The organism is Pedobacter sp. KBW06, assembly GCF_003852525.1.
GTDB lineage: Bacteria > Bacteroidota > Bacteroidia > Sphingobacteriales > Sphingobacteriaceae > Pedobacter.
In genome coordinates this window covers 1611285-1630711 of the sequence record NZ_QAJL01000003.1, presented here as the reverse complement: position 1 = coordinate 1630711, position 19427 = coordinate 1611285, and the positions used below count along the sequence as shown (strand labels likewise).

Genomic DNA, 19427 nt, shown 5'->3' with positions numbered 1-19427 from the left:
ACTTTATCTTTTAGTGGTATTTACATTCGAAAAACCGATGAGTTCCTCCCAGCGGGAGCCCGGTCTGCGGTAATAAACGAAAACCTGATAGGTGTTTTCTGTTTCAAAGAAAGTACCTTCAAAAACAGACTGGTCTGTCTTTCCGCTTTGTTTATCCAGCCATACATATTTATAATCGTATAAGCCTTGCTTTAACTTGATGTTCTTGTAAAAACGACGACGGCTGGGTTCATAACTCAGCTTGCTGGCTTCGTTCAGCACGTAATTGTTGAAACGGCCAACTACATAGGCATCTCCTCCCGCATTCGGAGGCGTTGCATTTAAGCTAAACTGAACGTCTGCATAATCGCTGTCCGTATTTGGATCACGACCTTCAGTATTCCTGATAAAGAAATTGCCGTTCTCATCAAATCTGTTGGTGAATTTTGCAGCATTGCCATTGATGTCTGTAAACAGCGTGACGTTGATGGCAGTGTCTTCTCTGACGATTTCCCGTACATTCTCTGCTTTATAGCGAAAGCTGCGGGTGTCGAATTTCCTGAATTCATTTCCTCCTGAAAAATCATTGCTGTTCAGGTCGTTATAGACAAGAGAGCCCGGTCTGATAAAAGTGGGATTGGTGTTTAAAATGGCGGTTTGAGGGATGCCATTCTGCATCACCACTGCTTTTAAGTCGAGAGCAGGATTCTGGATGGGCGTGGTATGGGCAATCGTGAAATCAACTTTCTGATTACTTTGACGTTGGGAAACCTGCTGACTTGCCGTAATGTTAATGCCAACAGTAACCTGGTTGTTGACCACATAAAAGCGCTGGGAAAGCACCGCCTGCTGAGGGTTGCCTTCTTCGTATACTTTCAATAAGTAGTTGCCGGAGATCTTTGGTTTTACCTGGGAGTTGGGCAGCACCAGGGAGTAATTGGTATACTTTTGCAAGGTGCTGAAAGAATATTTATACTCCGTAATGCGGTCTTCCGAAAGGCCTTCCAGGTAATCCAGCGGCGACAAACGGGAAGGCTTCCAGTCTGAGGTACACTGCTCTATCGTATAGGAATAAATCTTAGCACCTCCATTGAGGTTGTCAAAAGAGAAATAAAGCTTTTCATCGGAATTCAGGGCGATAACCGGCAGTGATTGTTCTTTCTTTGTGTTGTAACACTGTACCGTCCGGATTTCGGGCAGGTACACTTTATTATCGTATACAAATTGCCGGTCCTGAGCCACAGCAATCTGTATACTTAATAACAGCAGGAAAAAGAATCCGCCTGATTTTATCATTATCCTTCCATCTCCATAATGTCTGATGCCAGCTCTTCCCACTTGTTCTGGGCATTGTCCAGCTGGTGCTTTGCACTGATATAGTTTTTGTTGGCTTCTGCTAACTTTCCGGCATTTGAATACACAGCCTCGTCTGCAATTTCTGCCTCGATATTTTTTACATTCTGTTCAAAATCAGCGATCTCTGCTTCAATCTTTTTCAATTGCTCATTCAGCTTTTTTAATTGCTGCTGATTGCTCGGTGCTGGTTTTTCGGTTACTACCGCTTTTGGTTTCACCTCTTTGTCTGGTCTTACCGGAACACTGGAAGGTGCAGCAGGTGCTCTTTTGCTGTTCCACTCTTCATATTCTGCATAGGTACCAGGGTATTCTTTGATGTCTTTATCTTCGATGAACCAGATCTTGTTGGCCACATTATCCAGGAAATACCTATCGTGGGATACCGCGATGAAAGTTCCTTCATATTGTGTCAATGCTTGGATCAGGATGTTTACCGATTGGATGTCCAGGTGATTGGTAGGCTCATCCAGAATCAGGAAGTTCGAATCTGTAGTTAACGATTTTGCCAGTGCCACCCTTGATTTCTCTCCTCCGGACAGGACGCGGATCTTTTTGAAAACATCGTCGCCGGTGAAAAGGAAACAGCCCAGGATCCCGCGCAATTCTGTATCGGTATGCTTAGGCGCAAATGCCTGAAGCTCTTCTAAGATGGTATTGTCCAGGTGTAAGGACTCCAGCTGATGCTGTGCAAAGAAGGTGGTGGTTACATTATGACCGGTTTCACATTTACCGTCAAAGGCTTCCGCACCTGCGATGATCCGCAACAAGGTTGATTTACCCTTACCATTGGCACCGATTAAAGCGATTTTATCTCCTTTTTCAATCAGACCTTCCGCATTTTCAAGGATGTCTACGTTCGGATAGCTTTTATAAGCTTCCTCTACGCGGATCACGTGACGGCCGGATGGTTTAGAGAATTTGAACTGGAAGTTTACCGTTGGATTGTCGTCATCGACATCTTCCACACGCTCCATTTTATCGAGGGCTTTCATCCTTGATTGCGCCATTTTTGCTTTTGAAGCTTTGGCACGGAAACGTTCGATCAGGCGTTCTTCCTGTTTGATCTTTGCCTGCTGATTTTTGAATTCTCCTTTCTGGATCTCTCCGCGAAGGGATTTCTCTTCCAGATAGAAGGTATAATTTCCTGCATAAGGCGTTAGTTTCCCTTTGCGGGATTCTACAATACGGTTCACCACTTTGTCTAAGAAGTACCTATCGTGAGAAACAATCACAATTGCACCTTCAAAGCTCAATAGATAAGTTTCCAGCCATTTGATGGAAGGTAAATCCATGTGGTTGGTAGGCTCATCCAGTAAAAGGATATCCGGGGTTTGCAAAAGGATCTTTGCAAGCATTACCCTCATCCTCCATCCTCCGGAGAAAGTATTCAATGGTCTGTGCTGATCTGCGGTACTGAAACCAAGACCTGCAAGGATCTCATTTGCCCTGTATTCTATGCTGTAACCATCCAGGGCTTCAAACTCCTGTTGTTTATCGCTTAGTTTGTTTAAAACTTCTTCAGAATAATCTGTTTCAATCTTTTTTAAGAGGTCTTCAATTTCATCATGAAGTTGATTTTGGCGCTCAAAGGCCTCCATCGCTACGTGTAAAATGCTATGGTGTGAGTCGTAAGAAAGTAAATCCTGGTTCAGGTAGCCTATTTTCAGGTCTTTCGACATGGAAATACTGCCTGAAGAGGGGCCGTACTCTCCAACTATTATTTTTAGAAGTGTTGATTTACCGGTTCCGTTGGCTCCGATTAATCCAATTCTTTCGCCTGGTTTAATGTGCCAGTTTGCCTCGTCGTATAAAGCTCTGGAGCCTATCAGGAATGTTAAGTCGTTTATTGAAATCATTTGGCTGCAAAAATACAATTTTGTTTGCTTTTCACTGGTATATTATTCGCTATGGTTTTGTAATTTATTTTCCCTGTTTTATGGCGTTTAAATACCTGTTTTCTGCATGTTTATGCGTTTATCCGGAGCGGGTATAAAGTTCTGTGCTTTAATGCGGGGGAATTTTATGCGCAGTATTGATGTTTTGTTAACATTACTGCGTATTTTTGCGTTTTGTCTAACCCCTTTCTATATTCGTTAAATGTATCGTCTAATTAAACCTCTTTTTTTTCAGTTTGACCCGGAAAAAGTCCACCATTTTGTGGTGAAACAGCTGAATTGGTTCCACAATCATTTCCCGTTTGGGAGAACAATTTTACGCAGCAGCTTTGATGTGAACATCAAAGGTCTGGAGCGTGAAGTCTTTGGGATTAAATTCAGGAACCCTGTCGGGCTTGCTGCAGGTTTTGATAAAAACGGAGAATACATAGAGGCACTGAGTAATCTGGGTTTCGGCTTTATAGAAGTAGGAACGGTTACGCCATTACCGCAGCCCGGAAATGAGCAGCCCCGCATGTTCCGGATTCCCGAAGATGAAGCCATCATCAATAGAATGGGCTTCAATAATAAAGGAGTAGATACCCTGGCGGAGCGTTTAAGGCTCCTGAAGGATAAAGATAAAAGCATCGTGATCGGTGGAAACATCGGAAAGAATAAAAGTACCCCCAATGAAGAAGCGGTAAATGATTACATCAAGTGTTTCGACCGTTTATTCGATGTGGTGGATTATTTTGTGGTCAATGTGAGCTCGCCGAATACTCCGGGTTTAAGGGAGCTGCAGGAAAAGGAACCGCTGATGCATTTGCTGAATACTTTGCAGCAAAGAAATCAGACACATGAGGTTTGTAGACCGATTCTGTTAAAGATTGCGCCTGACCTGACCAATGAACAGCTGGACGATATTGTAGAGATTGTGATGAAGACCGGTATCGCGGGCGTGATTGCAACGAATACAACAATTGACAGATCTGGACTGCGTACCACTGATAAGGTGCTCAGCGAAGCCGGAGGCCTGAGTGGTAAGCCGCTTACGGTCCGCTCTACACAGGTGATCAGGTATCTGTCTGAAAAATCAAATAAAGCATTCCCGATCATCGGGGTAGGAGGGATTCACTCTCCGCAGGATGCGAAAGATAAACTGGAAGCTGGTGCTTCCTTAGTGCAGCTTTATACGGGCTTCATCTATGAAGGACCGGGTGTAGTGAAGAAAATCTGTAAAGAACTCGTTTAAACGGGTTCTTTGCTTTTGATACCTGAATTGACCTGCAGAAAATAACAGGCATAAAAAAAGACCTTAGGATATCCTAAGGTCTTTTTCTTGTGTTTTAAAAAACAGAAACTTATGCTTTTGCAGTAAGTTTGTCAAGGACCGCATTGTTTTTAGCCAATTGGTCTTTAGTAGATTGTTTAGAACGGCTACCTAACTCGATGTTTGTAGCTAACTTTAAGTTTTTCACGTCTAATTTAGCGAAAGTCTTATTTCTTCTGTCTTTTCTTTTTAATCTCGTAACTGCCATGGTGTGTAAACCTTTAATTTTTTAATTTATTATAAATCTGAGGTCGAGAGCGGATTCGAACCGCTGTAGGAGGTTTTGCAGACCTCTGCCTAGCCACTCGGCCACTCGACCTGTTGAAATTCAGGATGCAAAAATAGTAATTATAACTTAGTATGCAATTTATTTTTGAAAATTTCTGCTAATATCTGCGCATAGTATTGCAGCACAAACAGCTACGTTTAAAGATTCTGCTCCTCCAATCCTCGGAATTGTGACCGGATCAGTAATGAGTTCGATGATTTCCGGGGAAATTCCCTGCCCTTCATTGCCCAAAATGACCAGTCCTTCCGTTCCCCAATCTGTATCGTACATACTTTTGCCATTAAATACCGCTCCGAAGACCGGAACCTTTGTGGCCGACAGAAGGGGGGGAAGGTCCTGGTAAAAAATATTTACCCTGCTTAAAGAACCCATTGTCGCCTGAACGGTTTTCGGATTATAAACTTCTACGGTATGCCTGGAACAAATGATCTGCTTAAAGCCAAACCAGTCTGCAGTACGAATAATGGTGCCCAGATTGCCGGGGTCCTGTATGTCGTCCAGTACTAAAGAAAAAGTATTTTGAAGTTGTTTGACATCCAGTTCCGGATTTTTAGGAATATTGACCAGGGCGAGAATTCCCTGTGGCGTCTGTAACGTACTAATCTTATCCAGTTCAGCGTTGTTTACTTCAAATAACTTTATATTTGCCGGTAAAGCAGGAAGCAGCGGCTGATATTGAGCCAGATAATAGATACTATGAATCTGGTATGAAGATTGAATAAATTCTGCAATAGATTTTATACCTTCAATAATAAATATCCCATTTTCTTTACGGTACTTTTTTTGATGTAACGATTTAATAAAACTTATTTGAGATTTTGAAAGCATACTATATTTATAAAAAGAATGTTCAGTTTCGTGCAATATTACTACTTATTATTGTTTTTGCTGCAGGATGTTCCTCAACAAAATACATCGAAGACTATCAATCCGTCGTTAAAAAGGTCAAAATAGACAGCTTAAATAAGAGTTTCGAAGAAGAAGCCTACAACTATATTCAAAAAGACATCCGGCCTACTTCAACGATCGGAATCAATGTGTTTTTGTATAATATATTCAACACCAAGAACGGACGGTATAAGACGAGTAACATTAAAGCCATCGGAAGTCCGCCTCCGATTCTGGATAGTGCGCTGGTAGAAATCTCCCGTAACCAGATTGAAAAATACCTTGTTTCCAAAGGTTATTTCATGGCTAAGGTGAAATCTGATATTAAAGTTAAGGATCAGAAAGCAGAAGTGCTTTTTACGACAAAATCAGGCCCTGAGTTTTCGATTAGCGAGATCAAATATGAGATTCCGGATTCTGCCGTTAAAAGCTTGTATCTGTCGAAGAAAGACTTGTTTACCCATATTAAAAAAGGGATGCGTTATGATGACGACTCCCTCGGACATGAAAGGGATCAGATTTATCAGCTGATGAAAGAGAATGGATATTACGATTTTGCAAAGCCTTATGTGAAATACCTGGTCGACTCTAACAGTAACGCCAGTAAAGCAAAGGTGACCCTGCAGATTGACAATCCTTTGGATAAGCCTCACCATGTGAAATATACGATTGGAGAGACGAATTTGCTGATTGCCCCAAATTCAGACGGATATCCGGATACGATTATTTTAAATAAGCGGATTTTTAATGGATTAAGGTATACTGACCTTTCTAAAAAATTCAGAAGGAATCCTGTAGTCAGGTATAACTTTTTGCGTCAGGGAGAACAATATGACATTCGGAATGAAACGACCACCTTTAATCGTTTGTACGAGTTGAATGTTTTTAAGAATGTAAAGATCGAGTATCAGAAAGCAAAAGACAGTTCCAATAAAGTGAACCCTTTTATTCAGTTGATTCCTCAGAAAATCATGAGCAACAGAGTAGAGGGGGAGGTTCCTTTTAATGGGGGAACAGTTGGTTTTACTTTGAGTAATACGTATACCAACAATAATTTTTTCAGAGGTGCAGAAAAGTTTGAATTTCAGGTAAAAGGAGGTTTGCAGTCCAGAATCGGACAGGGTGGAGGCCTCTTTGGGGATATTTATCAGCGCGATTTTTCCATAAGTACCAGTTTATCTGTTCCCAGACTGATGGCCCCCTTCTTCTCTAAGTATGTGACTGGTAAAGGTGGAATGCCACACACTATTTTTTCTGCGAGTTATGTTTACGCTTTACAGAAGGACTTTTTTTCCCGGAGGGTAATTCAAACTTCCCTGACTTATGAATTTATTGAAACAAAATCAAAAATACACTCGCTTACCCCTTTAAATTTTGAATACAGGTTTGGTAAATTACTTTTTGATCCGAAGGACCCAAATGACCCGGAAGGTGCAAATATCTACCTAAATAATTTCTACGCGATTCAATTGTTGCAAAGGAAAGCCATTACGCTTGGGATAAAATATACTTATTCCTTAAATGCAGATAAGCTGCTAAGTAATAAGAATTTTGTCTACTTCCGTGGGAATGTTGATGTTGCCGGCAATTTGCTGCAAGCGATATCAAAGCTTGCCGGAACTAAGAGCGATCCTAAAAATGATAATCCGGCAAAAATTCTGGGACAGCCCTATACCCAGTATTTCCGACCGGAGGTTGACATACGCTGGTATAAAGGATTGGGTGGAGAGCGTCAGTTTGTAGCGAGATTAAACGCAGGTTTAGCTTACGCTTATGGAAACTCTGTAGAAGTTCCTCTTGAGAAGTATTTCTTTGCCGGAGGTTCTTCAGGGGTAAGGGCCTGGCAGGCGAGAACACTCGGACCTGGTAATTATAACAGAGGGGATAGTATTCCCAGTGCAATTGCACGAAGGGCATTATTTGGACTCGATCAGTTGGGTGAAATGCATATGGAAGCAAATCTGGAATATAGATATCAGCTGATTAACAGGTTCTTTGGTGGGAAACTAAAAGGGGCAGTATTTTTGGATATGGGAAATGTCTGGGACCTGTCCAATCCCTCAAATCCGGAAAAAGTTTTCCAGCTTAAAAACCTGGGCAAACAAATTGCCATCGGTACCGGTATGGGCTTCCGCTACGATGTACAATACTTTGTATTCCGCTTTGATGTCGGACTTAAACTTAAAGACCCGCAATTTACAGGATCAGATCAATGGGTAATCAACAAATTCTTTAGCGGAGGCAGGGCATTCAAGGCTGCATATAAGGCTAAAAATGATCCGGACAGCTATCGCTTTGTACAATACAATTTCGGGATAGGGATGCCTTTCTAGAACATCTTTTTCAGGCCGTCAAAGACCGTCTCAAAGAAAGTTGATACATTCAGTCCGTTGCTATGGTTAAAGTAGAAGAAAACCAGCAACAGGATCACTGCGATAATGATGAACTTTCTGAAGGCAAAGGCCAGGAATACCAGGATCACCGGAAACAGGATCAGCCACATGCTGTTGATCGTATAAGGGTTTAGTGTCCCGTCCTTTTTGTAGACATACAAAAGCTTGCTGTGTGTGCCTTTATCATTCTGATGTTTCAGGTATACAAAAGCAGACCTTTCCAGTTGCAGAGGCAATACCGCAACCCCATCATTGAAGGTAATAGACTGTGTAAAACCACTTACTGTAAAGGTATATACCCCATTAATTTTTTCTATCGGATGATCCAGTGAATCAGCGGCGATGATGGCCAGTTTGCTGTTTTTAAGCAAACTCTCTTTAACGATAAAGTTATTGATGTCTGCATTTTGTGCGAAAGCAGAAGCATAGGCCAGGAATAGAAAAAACAATAAGGATATACGTTTCATTAGGCTACAAATCATTGATGATAATAAAAAATCTCCCAAATGTAGCAAAAGCACTTAGGTTTTCAGGTCTTGCTCAATAAATTATCCGTTCAGAATGAAAATGTTGTAAGTCAGCAGGCTTGCAAAACATACCCATAAAAAATAGGGGATAAAAAGCAGGCCTGCAGTCTTATCGATTTTATAAAATACCCTGGCATTGATCACAATTGCGATCAGCAAAGCGAAGATCTCAAATAATGCGGCACCGATAGAATGGGCATAGAAAAACAGGAAAGACCACAAAATATTTAATACGATCTGGATAAAGTAAACCGCAATGGTTCTTGGAAAATGAGCCACCTGTTCCCTTTTTTGCCACACGAGGTAAGCGGAAAATCCCATCAGGATAAATAGAGAAGTCCATACCGGAGGGAAAAGCCAGTCGGGCGGATTAAAAGAAGGTTTAGCCAAAGTGGGATACCATGTTTTTACGGAGGTTAGCGTGAGTATGCTGCCCACTGCGCCTGCAGCTAAAGGGATGGCCAGGTTAACGACAAAAGCGATCGGATTGAACTTCATCTGTATATTTTATAAGGTGAACAACGCAAATCTAAGATTTTGATTCTATCCGGGCGATTTAAATAAACCTAACAATTCCTTAACTTAAACTTTGTTTAGTGTTAATAAACAAAGTTTAGTATTGCAGAACAAATAAATGTTCTAAGATGTCTATAAAATTAGTAGTGTTCGACATGGCCGGTACCACCGTAAAAGATAAGAATTACGTAGGTCTGGCCTTTCAGCAAGCCATGAAAGCGCATGGTTATGAAGTAAATATTGAAGTAATAAATCCAATGATGGGTTATGAGAAACCCATTGCTATAGAAATGATCCTTCAAAAGGAAGAGTCAGATCAAACTAAAATCACTCCGGCACTGATTGCGGAGATCCACGCCGATTTTGTGGCTTTCATGATTGATTTCTACCAGACCTCGGCCGATGTGGTTCCTCTTCCCAATGTAGAAAATACTTTTGTTCAATTGAAAAAAATGGGCATTAAAATAGGCCTGGATACTGGTTTTTCGAGAGATATCGCCGACATCATCATCTCCCGTCTGAAATGGGAAGATACCGTTGATTATATGGTTGCCAGTGACGAAGTGACCAATGGCAGGCCTTATCCGGATATGATCAAAAAGATCATGGCAGAATTAAACATCTCAGATCCAATGGAAGTGGCTAAGGTAGGAGATACAGAAGTGGATGTAAACGAAGGCTTAAATTCGGGTTGCAGGTATACCATTGGGATTACCACAGGTGCATTTACCCATGATGAATTGCTGCCATACCATCCTACGCATATCATCGATGATATTGCCGAAGTGTTAGAAATCATTAGTCAATAATACCAGGATGAGCCTCTTACAGCATTGCCGGAACAAGGTTGCCGGATGGTCGTATAGTCATATCTCCATACTGGCCGGCTTAGCAGCATTTGGTTGTTATACGAGTATGTATGCTTTTCGTAAAGCATTTACGGCAGGCACCTTTGATGGACATGGCTATCTGGGGATCGATTATAAAGTATGGCTGGTCATTGCCCAGGTATTGGGCTATACCTTCAGCAAGTTTTATGGCATTCGCTTTATTGCAGAATCTTCCGGGAAGAACAGGGGAAGGAGTATCCTGAAACTGATTGGCATCTCCTGGTTTGCCTTACTGGGTTTTGCGCTGGTACCGGCTCCCTGGAACATTGCTTTCCTGTTTATCAATGGATTTCCCCTGGGAATGATCTGGGGACTGGTATTCAGCTACCTGGAAGGAAGGCGCAATACCGAGTTTATGGGGGCAATCCTCTCCGTCAGCCTGATCTTTGCTTCGGGATTTATAAAAACAGTGGCAAGGACCATTATGGCCGTGTTCCCGGTAAATGAGTACTGGATGCCTTTCTGTACAGGCTTGTTGTTTGTGATTCCATTGTTGCTCTTTGTGGGCTTTCTGGAACTCATGCCGCCACCAACCAAAGAAGACCAGCTGCTGAGGACCAAAAGGGCACCCATGGATGCTGCACAGCGTAAAAAGTTTATCCTGAACTTCCTGCCCGGGATTATCCTTACGGTAATCATCTATGTGGTACTGACCGTTATCCGCGACCTGAGGGATAATTTTGAAGTCGAGATCTGGCATGACCTGGGCGTAACGGACAACCATATCTATACCAAGATAGATGGCTTCATCGCCCTGGTGGTCTTGTTCCTGGTGAGCATGCTGATCCTGGTAAAGAACAACCTGAAAGCTTTCATTATCATTCATGGAATGATCATCGCAGGATGTGCCTTGACAGGAATTGGTACCCTGCTCTTTGATGCACATTACATTAGCCCGGTAGTCTGGATGGTGATGGTGGGAATGGGCTTGTACATGGCTTATATTCCTTACAATGCCATCTTCTTTGAGCGCATGATCGCTACTTTCCATTACAAGAGCAATATCGGTTTCGTCATGTATGTGGCAGATTCTATCGGATACCTGGGAAGTGTGAGTATTTTGTTGTTCAAAGAGTTTGGAGATGCAGAGATCAGCTGGGGTCATTTTTTCAGGCAGAGCGCGGTAATCGCAGCCGTTGTCGGGGTCAGCTGCAGCATGTTGTCTCTCCTGTATTTCCGCCAGAAAAGTTTAAAGAATAAGAAAAAAGAAAGTAATATTACCCTCTCCGGATTGAGCCTGGAGGTGAAAAGGGGAGCAGAATAAATCATCAATAAAATTTTAAAAATGAATACAAAACATTATGACCTGATTGTAATTGGAGGTGGAATATTAGGCACCTTTCATGCTTACCATGCCTTGAAAAACGGAAAGAAGGTTTTGCAACTGGAAAAAGACAACTATCCGGTAGGCGCTACGGTAAGAAATTTTGGTCAGGTGATTCCCTCCGGGATGACGGGTGTCTGGTTTGACTATGGCGTCCGCGGCCTGGAAATCTATCAGGAAATTCAGCAGGAGTTTGACATTTCTGTAAGAAAAAACGGAAGTGTATACATTGCTTCTGATGAGGAGGAACAAAATCTGATTCATGAACTGAAAGCACATTATGATACTTTGGGTTATTCGCAGCAATTGCTGGGAAAAGAACAAATTCTGACTAAATACCCTGCCATAAGAAGTAGTTACGCTAAAGAAGCTTTGCTTTTTGACCAGGAGATCAGTGTAGACCCAACTGCAATGATTTATCGCCTGCAGGAGTTCATGCGCGGAAAATTTGAAGACTATACCTTGCTCTGCAATTCGCCGGTGGTAGATTGTATTGCCAATGGAAAAGGAGCTGAAGTTCGTTTGAGCAGAGGAGAGGTCTATACCGCTGATAAGGCGGTACTTTGTAACGGTTATGAATTTAAACTCTTGTTTCCTGCTTTATTTGAAAAGAGCGGACAAGTGATCAGTAAGCTTCAGATGATGCGTACGGTTCCGATGCCGAAAGTGGAACTTGAAGGGAATATCCTGACAGGTTTGACCATCAGAAGGTATGAGAGTTTTGAAGAATATTGTCCTTCCTTCAAAAATTTAAGCATTCCGGAACATTATCGCGAACTTAAAGAATGGGGAATTCACCTGTTGTTTAAAAAAGCCGAAGACGGGAGCTTTATCATCGGGGATTCTCATGAATATGCCGATGTGAATCATTTTGATGAACTTGGCTTTAATGTGAAACAACACATCAATGAACTGATGCTGAAAGAAGGAGAACGGATTGTCAACTTCAACCTCCGTGATATGGCTACAACCTGGGCCGGATTTTATCCGCAGCATCCTACGGAACATATCCTGGAATATGATATTGAAGACTGTATCCACATCCGTACATGTATTGGTGGTAAAGGCATGACGGCAAGTGCCGGTTATACCGAAGCAAGTTTAAAAAAGATCCTGGGGATCTGATCAGTAGCGCTGTTGATAATTAATGCCTTTTCCGTTTTCACAATAACATTGAAGGCTATATAGGAAAAAGGCCCAGTTGTAATTACAATGCCTGTAAAACTCCGTTACTTCTACCCAGTCGGTCTGTTTCAGGGTGACGAATGTTTTTCCTCTCTTTTCTTCCAAATCAAAAGAAACACTTGTTCCTATCCATTGAGGATCGGAATCTATACAGTACCACAACACCCGTTGGTTGGGAACAAGTGCTTTGATCTCAAAATGATCTGTTTCAGCACCAAAGCTGAACGTGTTGATAAACCCAACTTCAGGTTTTACTTTCAATTCGCTGGTCCATACCGCTGCCAGTCCTTCCTCGGTAGTTAATGCCTCGTATACCTTTGCTATAGGTGCCTTTAATACATTGATGTGTTCTATGTTAGCCATTTTTTTTTCTTTAAAGGTAAGCCGAATACGGTCCGGTTAAAAGGGGTAAAACGGAATTGTTTCAGGGGGATTCAAGACAAAGCATCCCAATTGAAAGCTCAGATAAAATTGGAACAGCCGGATAAATAAGGCCCATATGCTTTGTATGATCAAATAGCGTCCGCTACCTGAGAAAACAATGATATAAATCTAATCTTTATTTGTACCTATTCTAAATAAGGCTATATTTGCGAACGTTAATAAATGAACTAATCATCACAGAATTGATGCCTGGTGTTTGCAGGTGTTAATTTACGGGAAAAACAGAAATCAAAAATTTTAGATAAAAGCCGTACAGCACTAATTGTATGACGGATCACCTGACGGTGAAGAAGCCTTAACCTCATGATAGCCAAAACTACCAGCCCTAAAAAGAAAAAACACCCACGTTCCTTATTCTACAGGATCTCTGCCTGGCTTCACCTTTGGCTGGGATTGGTAACCGGAATCGTGATGGTGATTGTTTGCGTAACGGGCTGCCTTTACGTGTTCATAGATGAAATTAAGTCGGTCTTAAATCCGGAAACGAATATTGCCAGACAGGATAAACCTGTTTTAACACCTTCACAGTTATCCGATGCGGCTGCGAAAATTTATCCGGATAAGAAGGTAAGTTATGCCACTTACCAGCAAGGTAAAGCGATTACTGTCGGACTGGGAGAAGGAAGAAGAGGGAACATCACGCTTTACATCAATCCATACACCGGGAAACTCATTAAAAAAGAAATCAAGGAAAAGGGAGAGACCGACTTCTTCAGTTTCGTGCTGAGCGGACACCGGTTTTTATGGATGCCTTATAAGATCGGACGACCGATTGTGAATTACAGCACCCTGATTTTTGTCTTCCTTTTAATCACAGGAATGGTTTTGTGGTGGCCAAAGAAATGGACCAAAAGTACCAGGGAAAGGAGTTTCCAGATTAAATGGGGTGCCTCTTTTAAACGGGTAAACTATGATTTTCATAATGTACTCGGATTTTATTCTTTGCTGGTGCTGCTCGCCATTGCATTAACCGGGATGGTTTACGGAATTGAATGGTATAGCAAAGGTTTGTATTGGGTGACTTCAGCGGGGCAGAGCCTGCCGGATTATAAGGACGTAAAATCTGATTCCCTGCAGGCCAACAAGTTTTATACTTCCCGTGCGGCAATGGACCTGGCCTGGAAAAAGGTGATTACCAAAACTCCGGAAGCACAGGGATTTTACTATGGCTATCCGGATACCACGGATGCAAAGTCCACGATCAACATTTATATCTATCCCACTGCCGGAAGGTATTATGACAACATGAGTTTTGCTTTTGACCGGCATACCTTAAAAGAGTTTCCTGCACATCCGGTTTATGATGTGAAATTCTCAGAAGCCTCTTTCCCGGCGAAAATCAGAAAAATGAACTACGATATCCATGTCGGCTCGATATTGGGTTTGCCGGGTAAAATTCTTGCTTTTTTTGGCGCACTGATCGGCGCTTCCTTACCCATTACCGGATTTATCATCTGGTGGGGCAAGCGAAAAAAGAAACCAAAGAAGCCAGGTACGGCAGCAGCTAAACCCAGCGCTAGAAAGATGGCGGTTGTGGAAGAAAGTATCACCTAATTACAAAATAAAAAAATGAACAAACTAAAAACACTCGTATTATCGCTGGCCCTGATGTTCAGCGTAAATCAATTATTTGCGCATGCCTTGTTTATTAAAACAGCGGCAAATGGCAAAAAGGGAACGGCTCAGGAAGTGAAAATCTTCTATGGTGAACCCGGAGAAAGCCAACCTGAGAAACTGGGCGACTGGTGGTCGGATACGAAAGAATTCAGCCTTTGGCTGATCAATCCTCAGGGAGAGAAAGAGCAACTGAAAGTGACTCCAAAAGAAGATCATTTTGTGGCAAACTTTACTCCGGCAGCAGACGGGGTGTATACCTTAAGTATCAGTCATACGGTAAAACAAATCGCCGGTAAAAAACAATATCAGTTTAATGCAGCTGCATTGGTGAGTGTAGGTAAAGCAAACACAGGTAATACTGCCCTTGCAAATAAAGCAGATCTGGGCGTGTTTGTAGATGCTTTGGCCAGTCTGAAGACAGGAAAAGCAGTCACTTTAAGCAGCCATTTCAAAGCGCAGCCGACAGCGGATGTGGAAGTATCTGTTTTCGCCCCGAAAGGATGGACGAAACAAGTGAAAACAGGTGCTGATGGAAAGACTACTTTTACACCGGAATGGCCAGGTACCTATCTCCTGGAAGCAGGCAATAATGAAAAAGTAGAAGGACAGGCATTTGAAAGTATTCAACGTGTGGCAACATTGAGTATCGCGGTGAACTAATTGAACTTTGAAGCTCCTGAAAAGGGCGGTCACCAATGGTGGCCGCCCTTTTTGTTTCGAATTTGGTGTGAGAATTGTAAGCATACTGACGTCCGGTTAAATGGACAAAGGTTAAAAACACAATATAAATACACACACAATGTTAAAAAGTATCATTACAAAAAAGGGAATTTTGTCCTTATTAATCGTTCTCGGAAGTATTTCCAGCACTATGGCAGCTGAAGTTATCAGACTGATGGTGAAGGAAGACAGGGCTTCCTGCACGGGAGTTGCCCCAATGAATTGTTTACAGGTAAAATATAAGAATAGTAAAAACTGGGAGTTATTTTACGGAGAGATTGAAGGCTTCAAACATCAGGAAGGTTACCGTTATACGCTTTCTGTAATTCGTACTAAAAGAAAGAATGTACCTGCCGATGCGTCCATTTATACCTACAAATTAAAAAAGGTAATCAAAAAGCAGAAAATAGCAGTTAATAATGCCGGCAAAGATCCGCTTGCCGCTGTTGCAAATCAAAAATGGACTTTAGTGAACATGAATGGAAAAGCGGTAGAAGGAGGTAGAATTCACCTGTCTTTAGATCCTAAAGGCAATAAGTTTTCTGGTTCCGGAGGATGTAACGGCATCTTTGGTGCTTTCAGTTACGATCAGAAAAGTAAGCTGATCACGATAGGAAATGTAGCTTCTACATTAATGGCTTGTCCGGATGAAAAAGTGAATAAACTGGAGCATGAATTTACAGAAACATTAAACACTAAGACTTTCAGGGTTGCAAACAATGGCAATACCATGGTTTTCTATAAAGGAGGCGTAAAAGCTTTAGAATTCAGTAACGGAAAAGGAGCGGCAGACGATGGCTCAAATGACATCTGGAAGTTTATTGGACGTAATAAATGGAGACTGATTCAAATGAACGGAGAGACCCAGACCGAATCACCGGTAACGATCAACTTCAACCTTGCAGAGAAACGTTTCAATGGCAACTCTGGTTGTAACAACTACGTTGGTGCTTACGAAGCAGGAAGCAAGACCATTGCTTTTGGTCCGGCAGCAAGTACCCGTCGTGCTTGTTTAGATCAAAAACTGAGTGCTTTGGAAAATAAGTTTCTGAGCATATTGGGAACTAAAGATTTCAGCTTTGATGTCGCTGACCAGACCTTAAACCTTTACCAGAACAATCACCTGGTATTGATGTTTGGACTGACCAGATAAGCGATTTATAATAGAACAGATGTAAAAGGGGCAGGATAATTTATACTGCCCCTTTTATGTTTTGATCGATAGGGGATCAGGCTTTGGTCATCCAGGTAACCTGCTGGTTTGGTTCATGCTCCTGTCCGATGATGTCCCGGTACAGGTCGGGCCTGCGCGCATTTTTATAGCGGAACCCACCGGCCTTTTCCAGCTTATCCGGCGTAATTGAAGCGATGGCAATGTCATTGCCCAGCTCGCGGCATTCTGCAATTACATCACCGTAAGGATCAATAATCATGGAACATCCGTTCTTCAGCTGATTGTCATCCATGCCTATCGGATTGGAGAAAATGGCGTAAACCGCATTGTCGTAAGCTCTGGCAGGAAGCCACTTCATCAGCCATGCCCTGCCTTTCAGGCCATCAAATTCCGCACGCAGAGAGGTTGGGTCATTTGCCCTGTTTTCCCATAATTCAGGTGCGACAAAGCCTGCACCCGGACGGGTAGAAGGGGTACACATCGTGACATGGGGCATAAAGATGATCTGTGCACCCATTAAGGTCGTTGCCCTGACATTTTCAATAATGTTGTTATCATAACAGATCAGGATGCTGCATGTCCATCCGAAAAGATCAAAGGTGACATATTCATTCCCGGGTTTCAGGTGCGGGTTAATAAAAGGATGCAGTTTTCTGTATTTGGCGATGAGCCCGTTCTTGTCTACAGCTACATAGGCCTTAAAAAGATCATCATTGCTGTCTTTTTCGAACAATCCTGCCAGCACTACAATCTGATGTTCAGCCGCAATTTCTTTTAGTTTCTGGATAGAAGGGCCATCGGGGATCAACTCTGCATGTTCCAGCATCTGTGCTTTGCTGAGGGTTCTGGCAAAGGTATATCCGGTAATGCTGCACTCATGAAAGGAAATGACATCGGCTCCTGAGGCTGCCGCGCGGGCAGAGAGTTCATTGATGCGTTCCAGGTTATAGGCCTTGTCGCCGCTGCGGTTTTCAAATTGTGCGGTTGCAATTTTCAATGTTTTCATCATCTTGATTTTTATTTAATAATGCCTGTTGCGGTAACAGGAAAAGATATGAAGGCAAACGTATTGGAAAATAAGCAAAGGAAATTGTACAAAGCCGACAGGAACAGGAGCTTTACAATCCGCTTATAAAAGAGGGGGAAGCTGGACGAGGTTGACCGCCAGGCGGTTTGTTTTAAAGATGTACTGACCGGGACTGAGCCCTACATTTTTCCGAAACTCCCGGATGAGGTGCGCCTGGTCGTAATAACCACTTTCGTGCCCAATGTCAGTGAGGCTTTGCTCCGGGGACTTAGTCCGGAACAGCTTTAAAAAGAACTGTAAACGGATAATATTGGAGAAGTTTTTAGGAGAAACTCCGATGTGCTCTTTGAATTTTCTTTCCAGCTGCCGTTCGCTGACCTGGAGTAGTTGATTCAATTCATTTATCGGCGTTAAGCCGTGATGGCTATAAATCAGTTCCAGACTTTGCCGGATCAGCGGATCTGTCTCCAGGCAGCTGCTTAATTTTTTACTCAGAAAGTCTTCCAGAATTTCAATCCGCTTCGAATTGTCGGCTGCATGGAGGACCTGATCTTCTAAAATCCGGGCTTCAGCGCCCCAGAAGTCAGTCAGGGTACAAATTTCGTCGCTGAGCTCACTGGCGGGAATTCCCAGCAGCAGATGGCTTCCATGAGGCTGAAAGACGACCACGAGCATTCCAATTTTACCCGCCGACCGGATGCGCCTGAATTTGCTCACCTGTCCATAGATAAAGCTCCCGGGATGCTGAACAAAGGGATCTCCATAATGAAAAACCATCCCCGAATTGCCATCCGGAAAAAAATGATGTTCCATCAGTTCCACATGATCACTTTCGATAATGAGAAAGTGTTTGATCATATTGGAAAGATGAGGGGATGGGAAGATTTGCATAGGAGCTGTTGTTAAGCCATTACGGCCTGCTTGTTATACTTATTCCTGTACTCTATCGGGGTTAAGCCGGTAATCTTTTTAAACACGTCGCGGAAGGCTTTCGTATCCGTATACCCCACATCGAACATCACTTCGGTAATGTTCTTTCTACTGCTTTCAAAACTTCTTTTTGCGGCTTCAATTTTTACCCTCTGGATGTATTCCACTACGGTATTGTTGGTGGCTTTACTGAACCTTCGCTCAAAACTTCTTCTGCCCAGAGCAGACATGCCGGCCAGCTGGTCTACGGTAATTTTATCCTGATAGTTACTTTCTATAAATTCCTGAACCTTTTTAATCTCGATGTCTTCATGGTCTTTCTGCCCCTGGAACATCATAAATGCAGCCTGACTTTCCCTGTCTATATCAATAGCGAAAAATTTGGAAGCCAGAATTGCCGTATCGCGGTCGGTATATTTCTCTACCAGATAAAGCAGTAAGTTCCAATAGGAATTGGCGCCCCCACTGGAGTAGATGCGTTGCTCTTCGGTAATGATGCTGCCATCAACCAGGGTGACATCAGGAAACATTTCCCGGAATTCTGTGGCATGAAGCCAATGGGTAGAACATTGCTTTCCTTTCAGCAAACCTGTAGAAGCGAGCAGGAAAGCACCGATGCAGAGGGAAGCGACTTCAGCTCCTTTATGGTAATGGTCAATGATCCATGGAAGGAAGTCTTTGTTCAGCTCCAAAGCGGTTTTCATATGTCCGCTCAATGCGGGAATAAAGATCAGGTCTGTTTTTTTGACTTCAGTAATCAATTGATCCGCGTGGACAGAAAAGAGGCTGTTGTTCAATCTGGTCTCTTTGGATAAACCCACCAGTTGTACATGAAACAGGGCCGGCTTTCCCGAAGATTCCAGAAACTCATTGACCATCCTGAAGAGGTAACCCGGATCGGCAATAGATTCGATGACGGCTGTTTCAGGAACTAAAATTGAAATATGTTTCATCTGTGCATTCG

At 42.6% G+C, this 19427-nt stretch carries 18 protein-coding genes and 1 tRNA gene; 8 read left to right on the top strand and 11 right to left on the bottom strand.

Features of this window, described 5'->3' with window-relative positions:
* Nucleotides 1–3: 3 nt before the first annotated feature.
* Complete coding sequence (locus tag DBR43_RS21505) at nt 4–1275, bottom strand: DUF5103 domain-containing protein (protein ID WP_124584544.1); 1272 nt, start codon at nt 1273–1275, stop codon at nt 4–6.
* Nucleotides 1275–3191, bottom strand: a complete 1917-nt coding sequence (locus DBR43_RS21500; protein WP_124584542.1) for an ABC-F family ATP-binding cassette domain-containing protein — start codon at nt 3189–3191, stop codon at nt 1275–1277. Before DBR43_RS21500 ends, DBR43_RS21505 begins: the two co-directional genes overlap by 1 nt.
* A gap of 241 nt (nt 3192–3432) precedes the next feature.
* Here DBR43_RS21500 and DBR43_RS21495 point away from each other — a divergent pair, with 241 nt between their 5' ends.
* Nucleotides 3433–4461, top strand: a complete 1029-nt coding sequence (locus DBR43_RS21495) for a quinone-dependent dihydroorotate dehydrogenase (protein WP_124584540.1) — start codon at nt 3433–3435, stop codon at nt 4459–4461.
* A gap of 109 nt (nt 4462–4570) precedes the next feature.
* Here the strand turns inward: DBR43_RS21495 and DBR43_RS21490 are convergent, their stop codons facing one another.
* From DBR43_RS21490 to DBR43_RS21480, 3 genes are all read right to left on the bottom strand, one after another.
* On the bottom strand, nt 4571–4747 hold the full coding sequence (locus tag DBR43_RS21490) for a spore protein (protein WP_069377966.1): 177 nt from the start codon (nt 4745–4747) through the stop codon (nt 4571–4573).
* 40 nt (nt 4748–4787) lie between these two features.
* Nucleotides 4788–4858: transfer RNA gene (locus DBR43_RS21485), tRNA-Cys, on the bottom strand.
* A 48-nt stretch (nt 4859–4906) separates the two neighbouring features.
* Entirely contained in the window at nt 4907–5656 is a 750-nt protein-coding gene (locus DBR43_RS21480; RefSeq protein ID WP_124584538.1) for a TrmH family RNA methyltransferase, read from the bottom strand.
* On the opposite strand from DBR43_RS21480, the gene DBR43_RS21475 reads away from it, so the two are divergent.
* Nucleotides 5647–8049, top strand: coding sequence for a BamA/TamA family outer membrane protein (locus DBR43_RS21475; RefSeq protein WP_124584536.1), 2403 nt, complete (start codon nt 5647–5649; stop codon nt 8047–8049). The genes DBR43_RS21480 and DBR43_RS21475 overlap by 10 nt on opposite strands.
* Here the strand turns inward: DBR43_RS21475 and DBR43_RS21470 are convergent.
* Both DBR43_RS21470 and DBR43_RS21465 read right to left on the bottom strand, forming a co-directional pair.
* Nucleotides 8046–8576, bottom strand: a complete 531-nt coding sequence (locus DBR43_RS21470; protein ID WP_124584534.1) for a hypothetical protein — start codon at nt 8574–8576, stop codon at nt 8046–8048. The two genes, DBR43_RS21475 and DBR43_RS21470, sit on opposite strands and share 4 nt — an antisense overlap.
* A gap of 81 nt (nt 8577–8657) precedes the next feature.
* On the bottom strand, nt 8658–9134 hold the full coding sequence (locus DBR43_RS21465) for a TspO/MBR family protein (protein ID WP_124584532.1): 477 nt from the start codon (nt 9132–9134) through the stop codon (nt 8658–8660).
* Nucleotides 9135–9280: 146 nt separating this feature from the next.
* On the opposite strand from DBR43_RS21465, the gene DBR43_RS21460 reads away from it, so the two are divergent.
* The 3 genes from DBR43_RS21460 to DBR43_RS21450 are packed head-to-tail and all read left to right on the top strand — an operon-like array spanning nt 9281 to nt 12491.
* Nucleotides 9281–9961 (top strand): HAD hydrolase-like protein, encoded by a 681-nt coding sequence (locus DBR43_RS21460; protein WP_124584530.1) that lies wholly within the window; start codon nt 9281–9283, stop codon nt 9959–9961.
* A 7-nt stretch (nt 9962–9968) separates the two neighbouring features.
* On the top strand, nt 9969–11306 hold the full coding sequence (locus DBR43_RS21455; RefSeq protein ID WP_124584528.1) for a DUF5690 family protein: 1338 nt from the start codon (nt 9969–9971) through the stop codon (nt 11304–11306).
* Nucleotides 11307–11327: 21 nt separating this feature from the next.
* Nucleotides 11328–12491 carry a TIGR03364 family FAD-dependent oxidoreductase gene (locus DBR43_RS21450; RefSeq protein ID WP_124584527.1) on the top strand — a complete coding sequence of 388 codons (1164 nt, stop codon included), beginning with the start codon at nt 11328–11330 and terminating at the stop codon, nt 12489–12491.
* Here the strand turns inward: DBR43_RS21450 and DBR43_RS21445 are convergent, their stop codons facing one another.
* Complete coding sequence (locus tag DBR43_RS21445; protein ID WP_124584525.1) at nt 12492–12914, bottom strand: SRPBCC family protein; 423 nt, start codon at nt 12912–12914, stop codon at nt 12492–12494.
* A gap of 384 nt (nt 12915–13298) precedes the next feature.
* On the opposite strand from DBR43_RS21445, the gene DBR43_RS21440 reads away from it, so the two are divergent.
* The 3 genes from DBR43_RS21440 to DBR43_RS21430 all read left to right on the top strand — a co-directional run bounded on the left by DBR43_RS21440 (nt 13299) and on the right by DBR43_RS21430 (nt 16485).
* Nucleotides 13299–14549, top strand: a complete 1251-nt coding sequence (locus DBR43_RS21440) for a PepSY-associated TM helix domain-containing protein (protein ID WP_124584523.1) — start codon at nt 13299–13301, stop codon at nt 14547–14549.
* A 15-nt stretch (nt 14550–14564) separates the two neighbouring features.
* On the top strand, nt 14565–15272 hold the full coding sequence (locus DBR43_RS21435) for a DUF4198 domain-containing protein (protein ID WP_124584521.1): 708 nt from the start codon (nt 14565–14567) through the stop codon (nt 15270–15272).
* A 139-nt stretch (nt 15273–15411) separates the two neighbouring features.
* Nucleotides 15412–16485 (top strand): META domain-containing protein, encoded by a 1074-nt coding sequence (locus DBR43_RS21430; RefSeq protein WP_124584519.1) that lies wholly within the window; start codon nt 15412–15414, stop codon nt 16483–16485.
* A gap of 76 nt (nt 16486–16561) precedes the next feature.
* On the opposite strand, the gene DBR43_RS21425 is transcribed toward DBR43_RS21430, so the two are convergent.
* From DBR43_RS21425 to DBR43_RS21415, 3 genes are all read right to left on the bottom strand, one after another.
* Complete coding sequence (locus DBR43_RS21425) at nt 16562–17515, bottom strand: nitrilase family protein (RefSeq protein WP_233603139.1); 954 nt, start codon at nt 17513–17515, stop codon at nt 16562–16564.
* A gap of 120 nt (nt 17516–17635) precedes the next feature.
* Complete coding sequence (locus DBR43_RS21420) at nt 17636–18424, bottom strand: helix-turn-helix transcriptional regulator (RefSeq protein ID WP_124584517.1); 789 nt, start codon at nt 18422–18424, stop codon at nt 17636–17638.
* An 11-nt stretch (nt 18425–18435) separates the two neighbouring features.
* A complete protein-coding gene (locus DBR43_RS21415; protein WP_124584515.1) occupies nt 18436–19416 on the bottom strand; it encodes a GlxA family transcriptional regulator in 981 nt (326 codons plus the stop codon).
* Between the last annotated feature and the right edge of the window lie 11 nt (nt 19417–19427).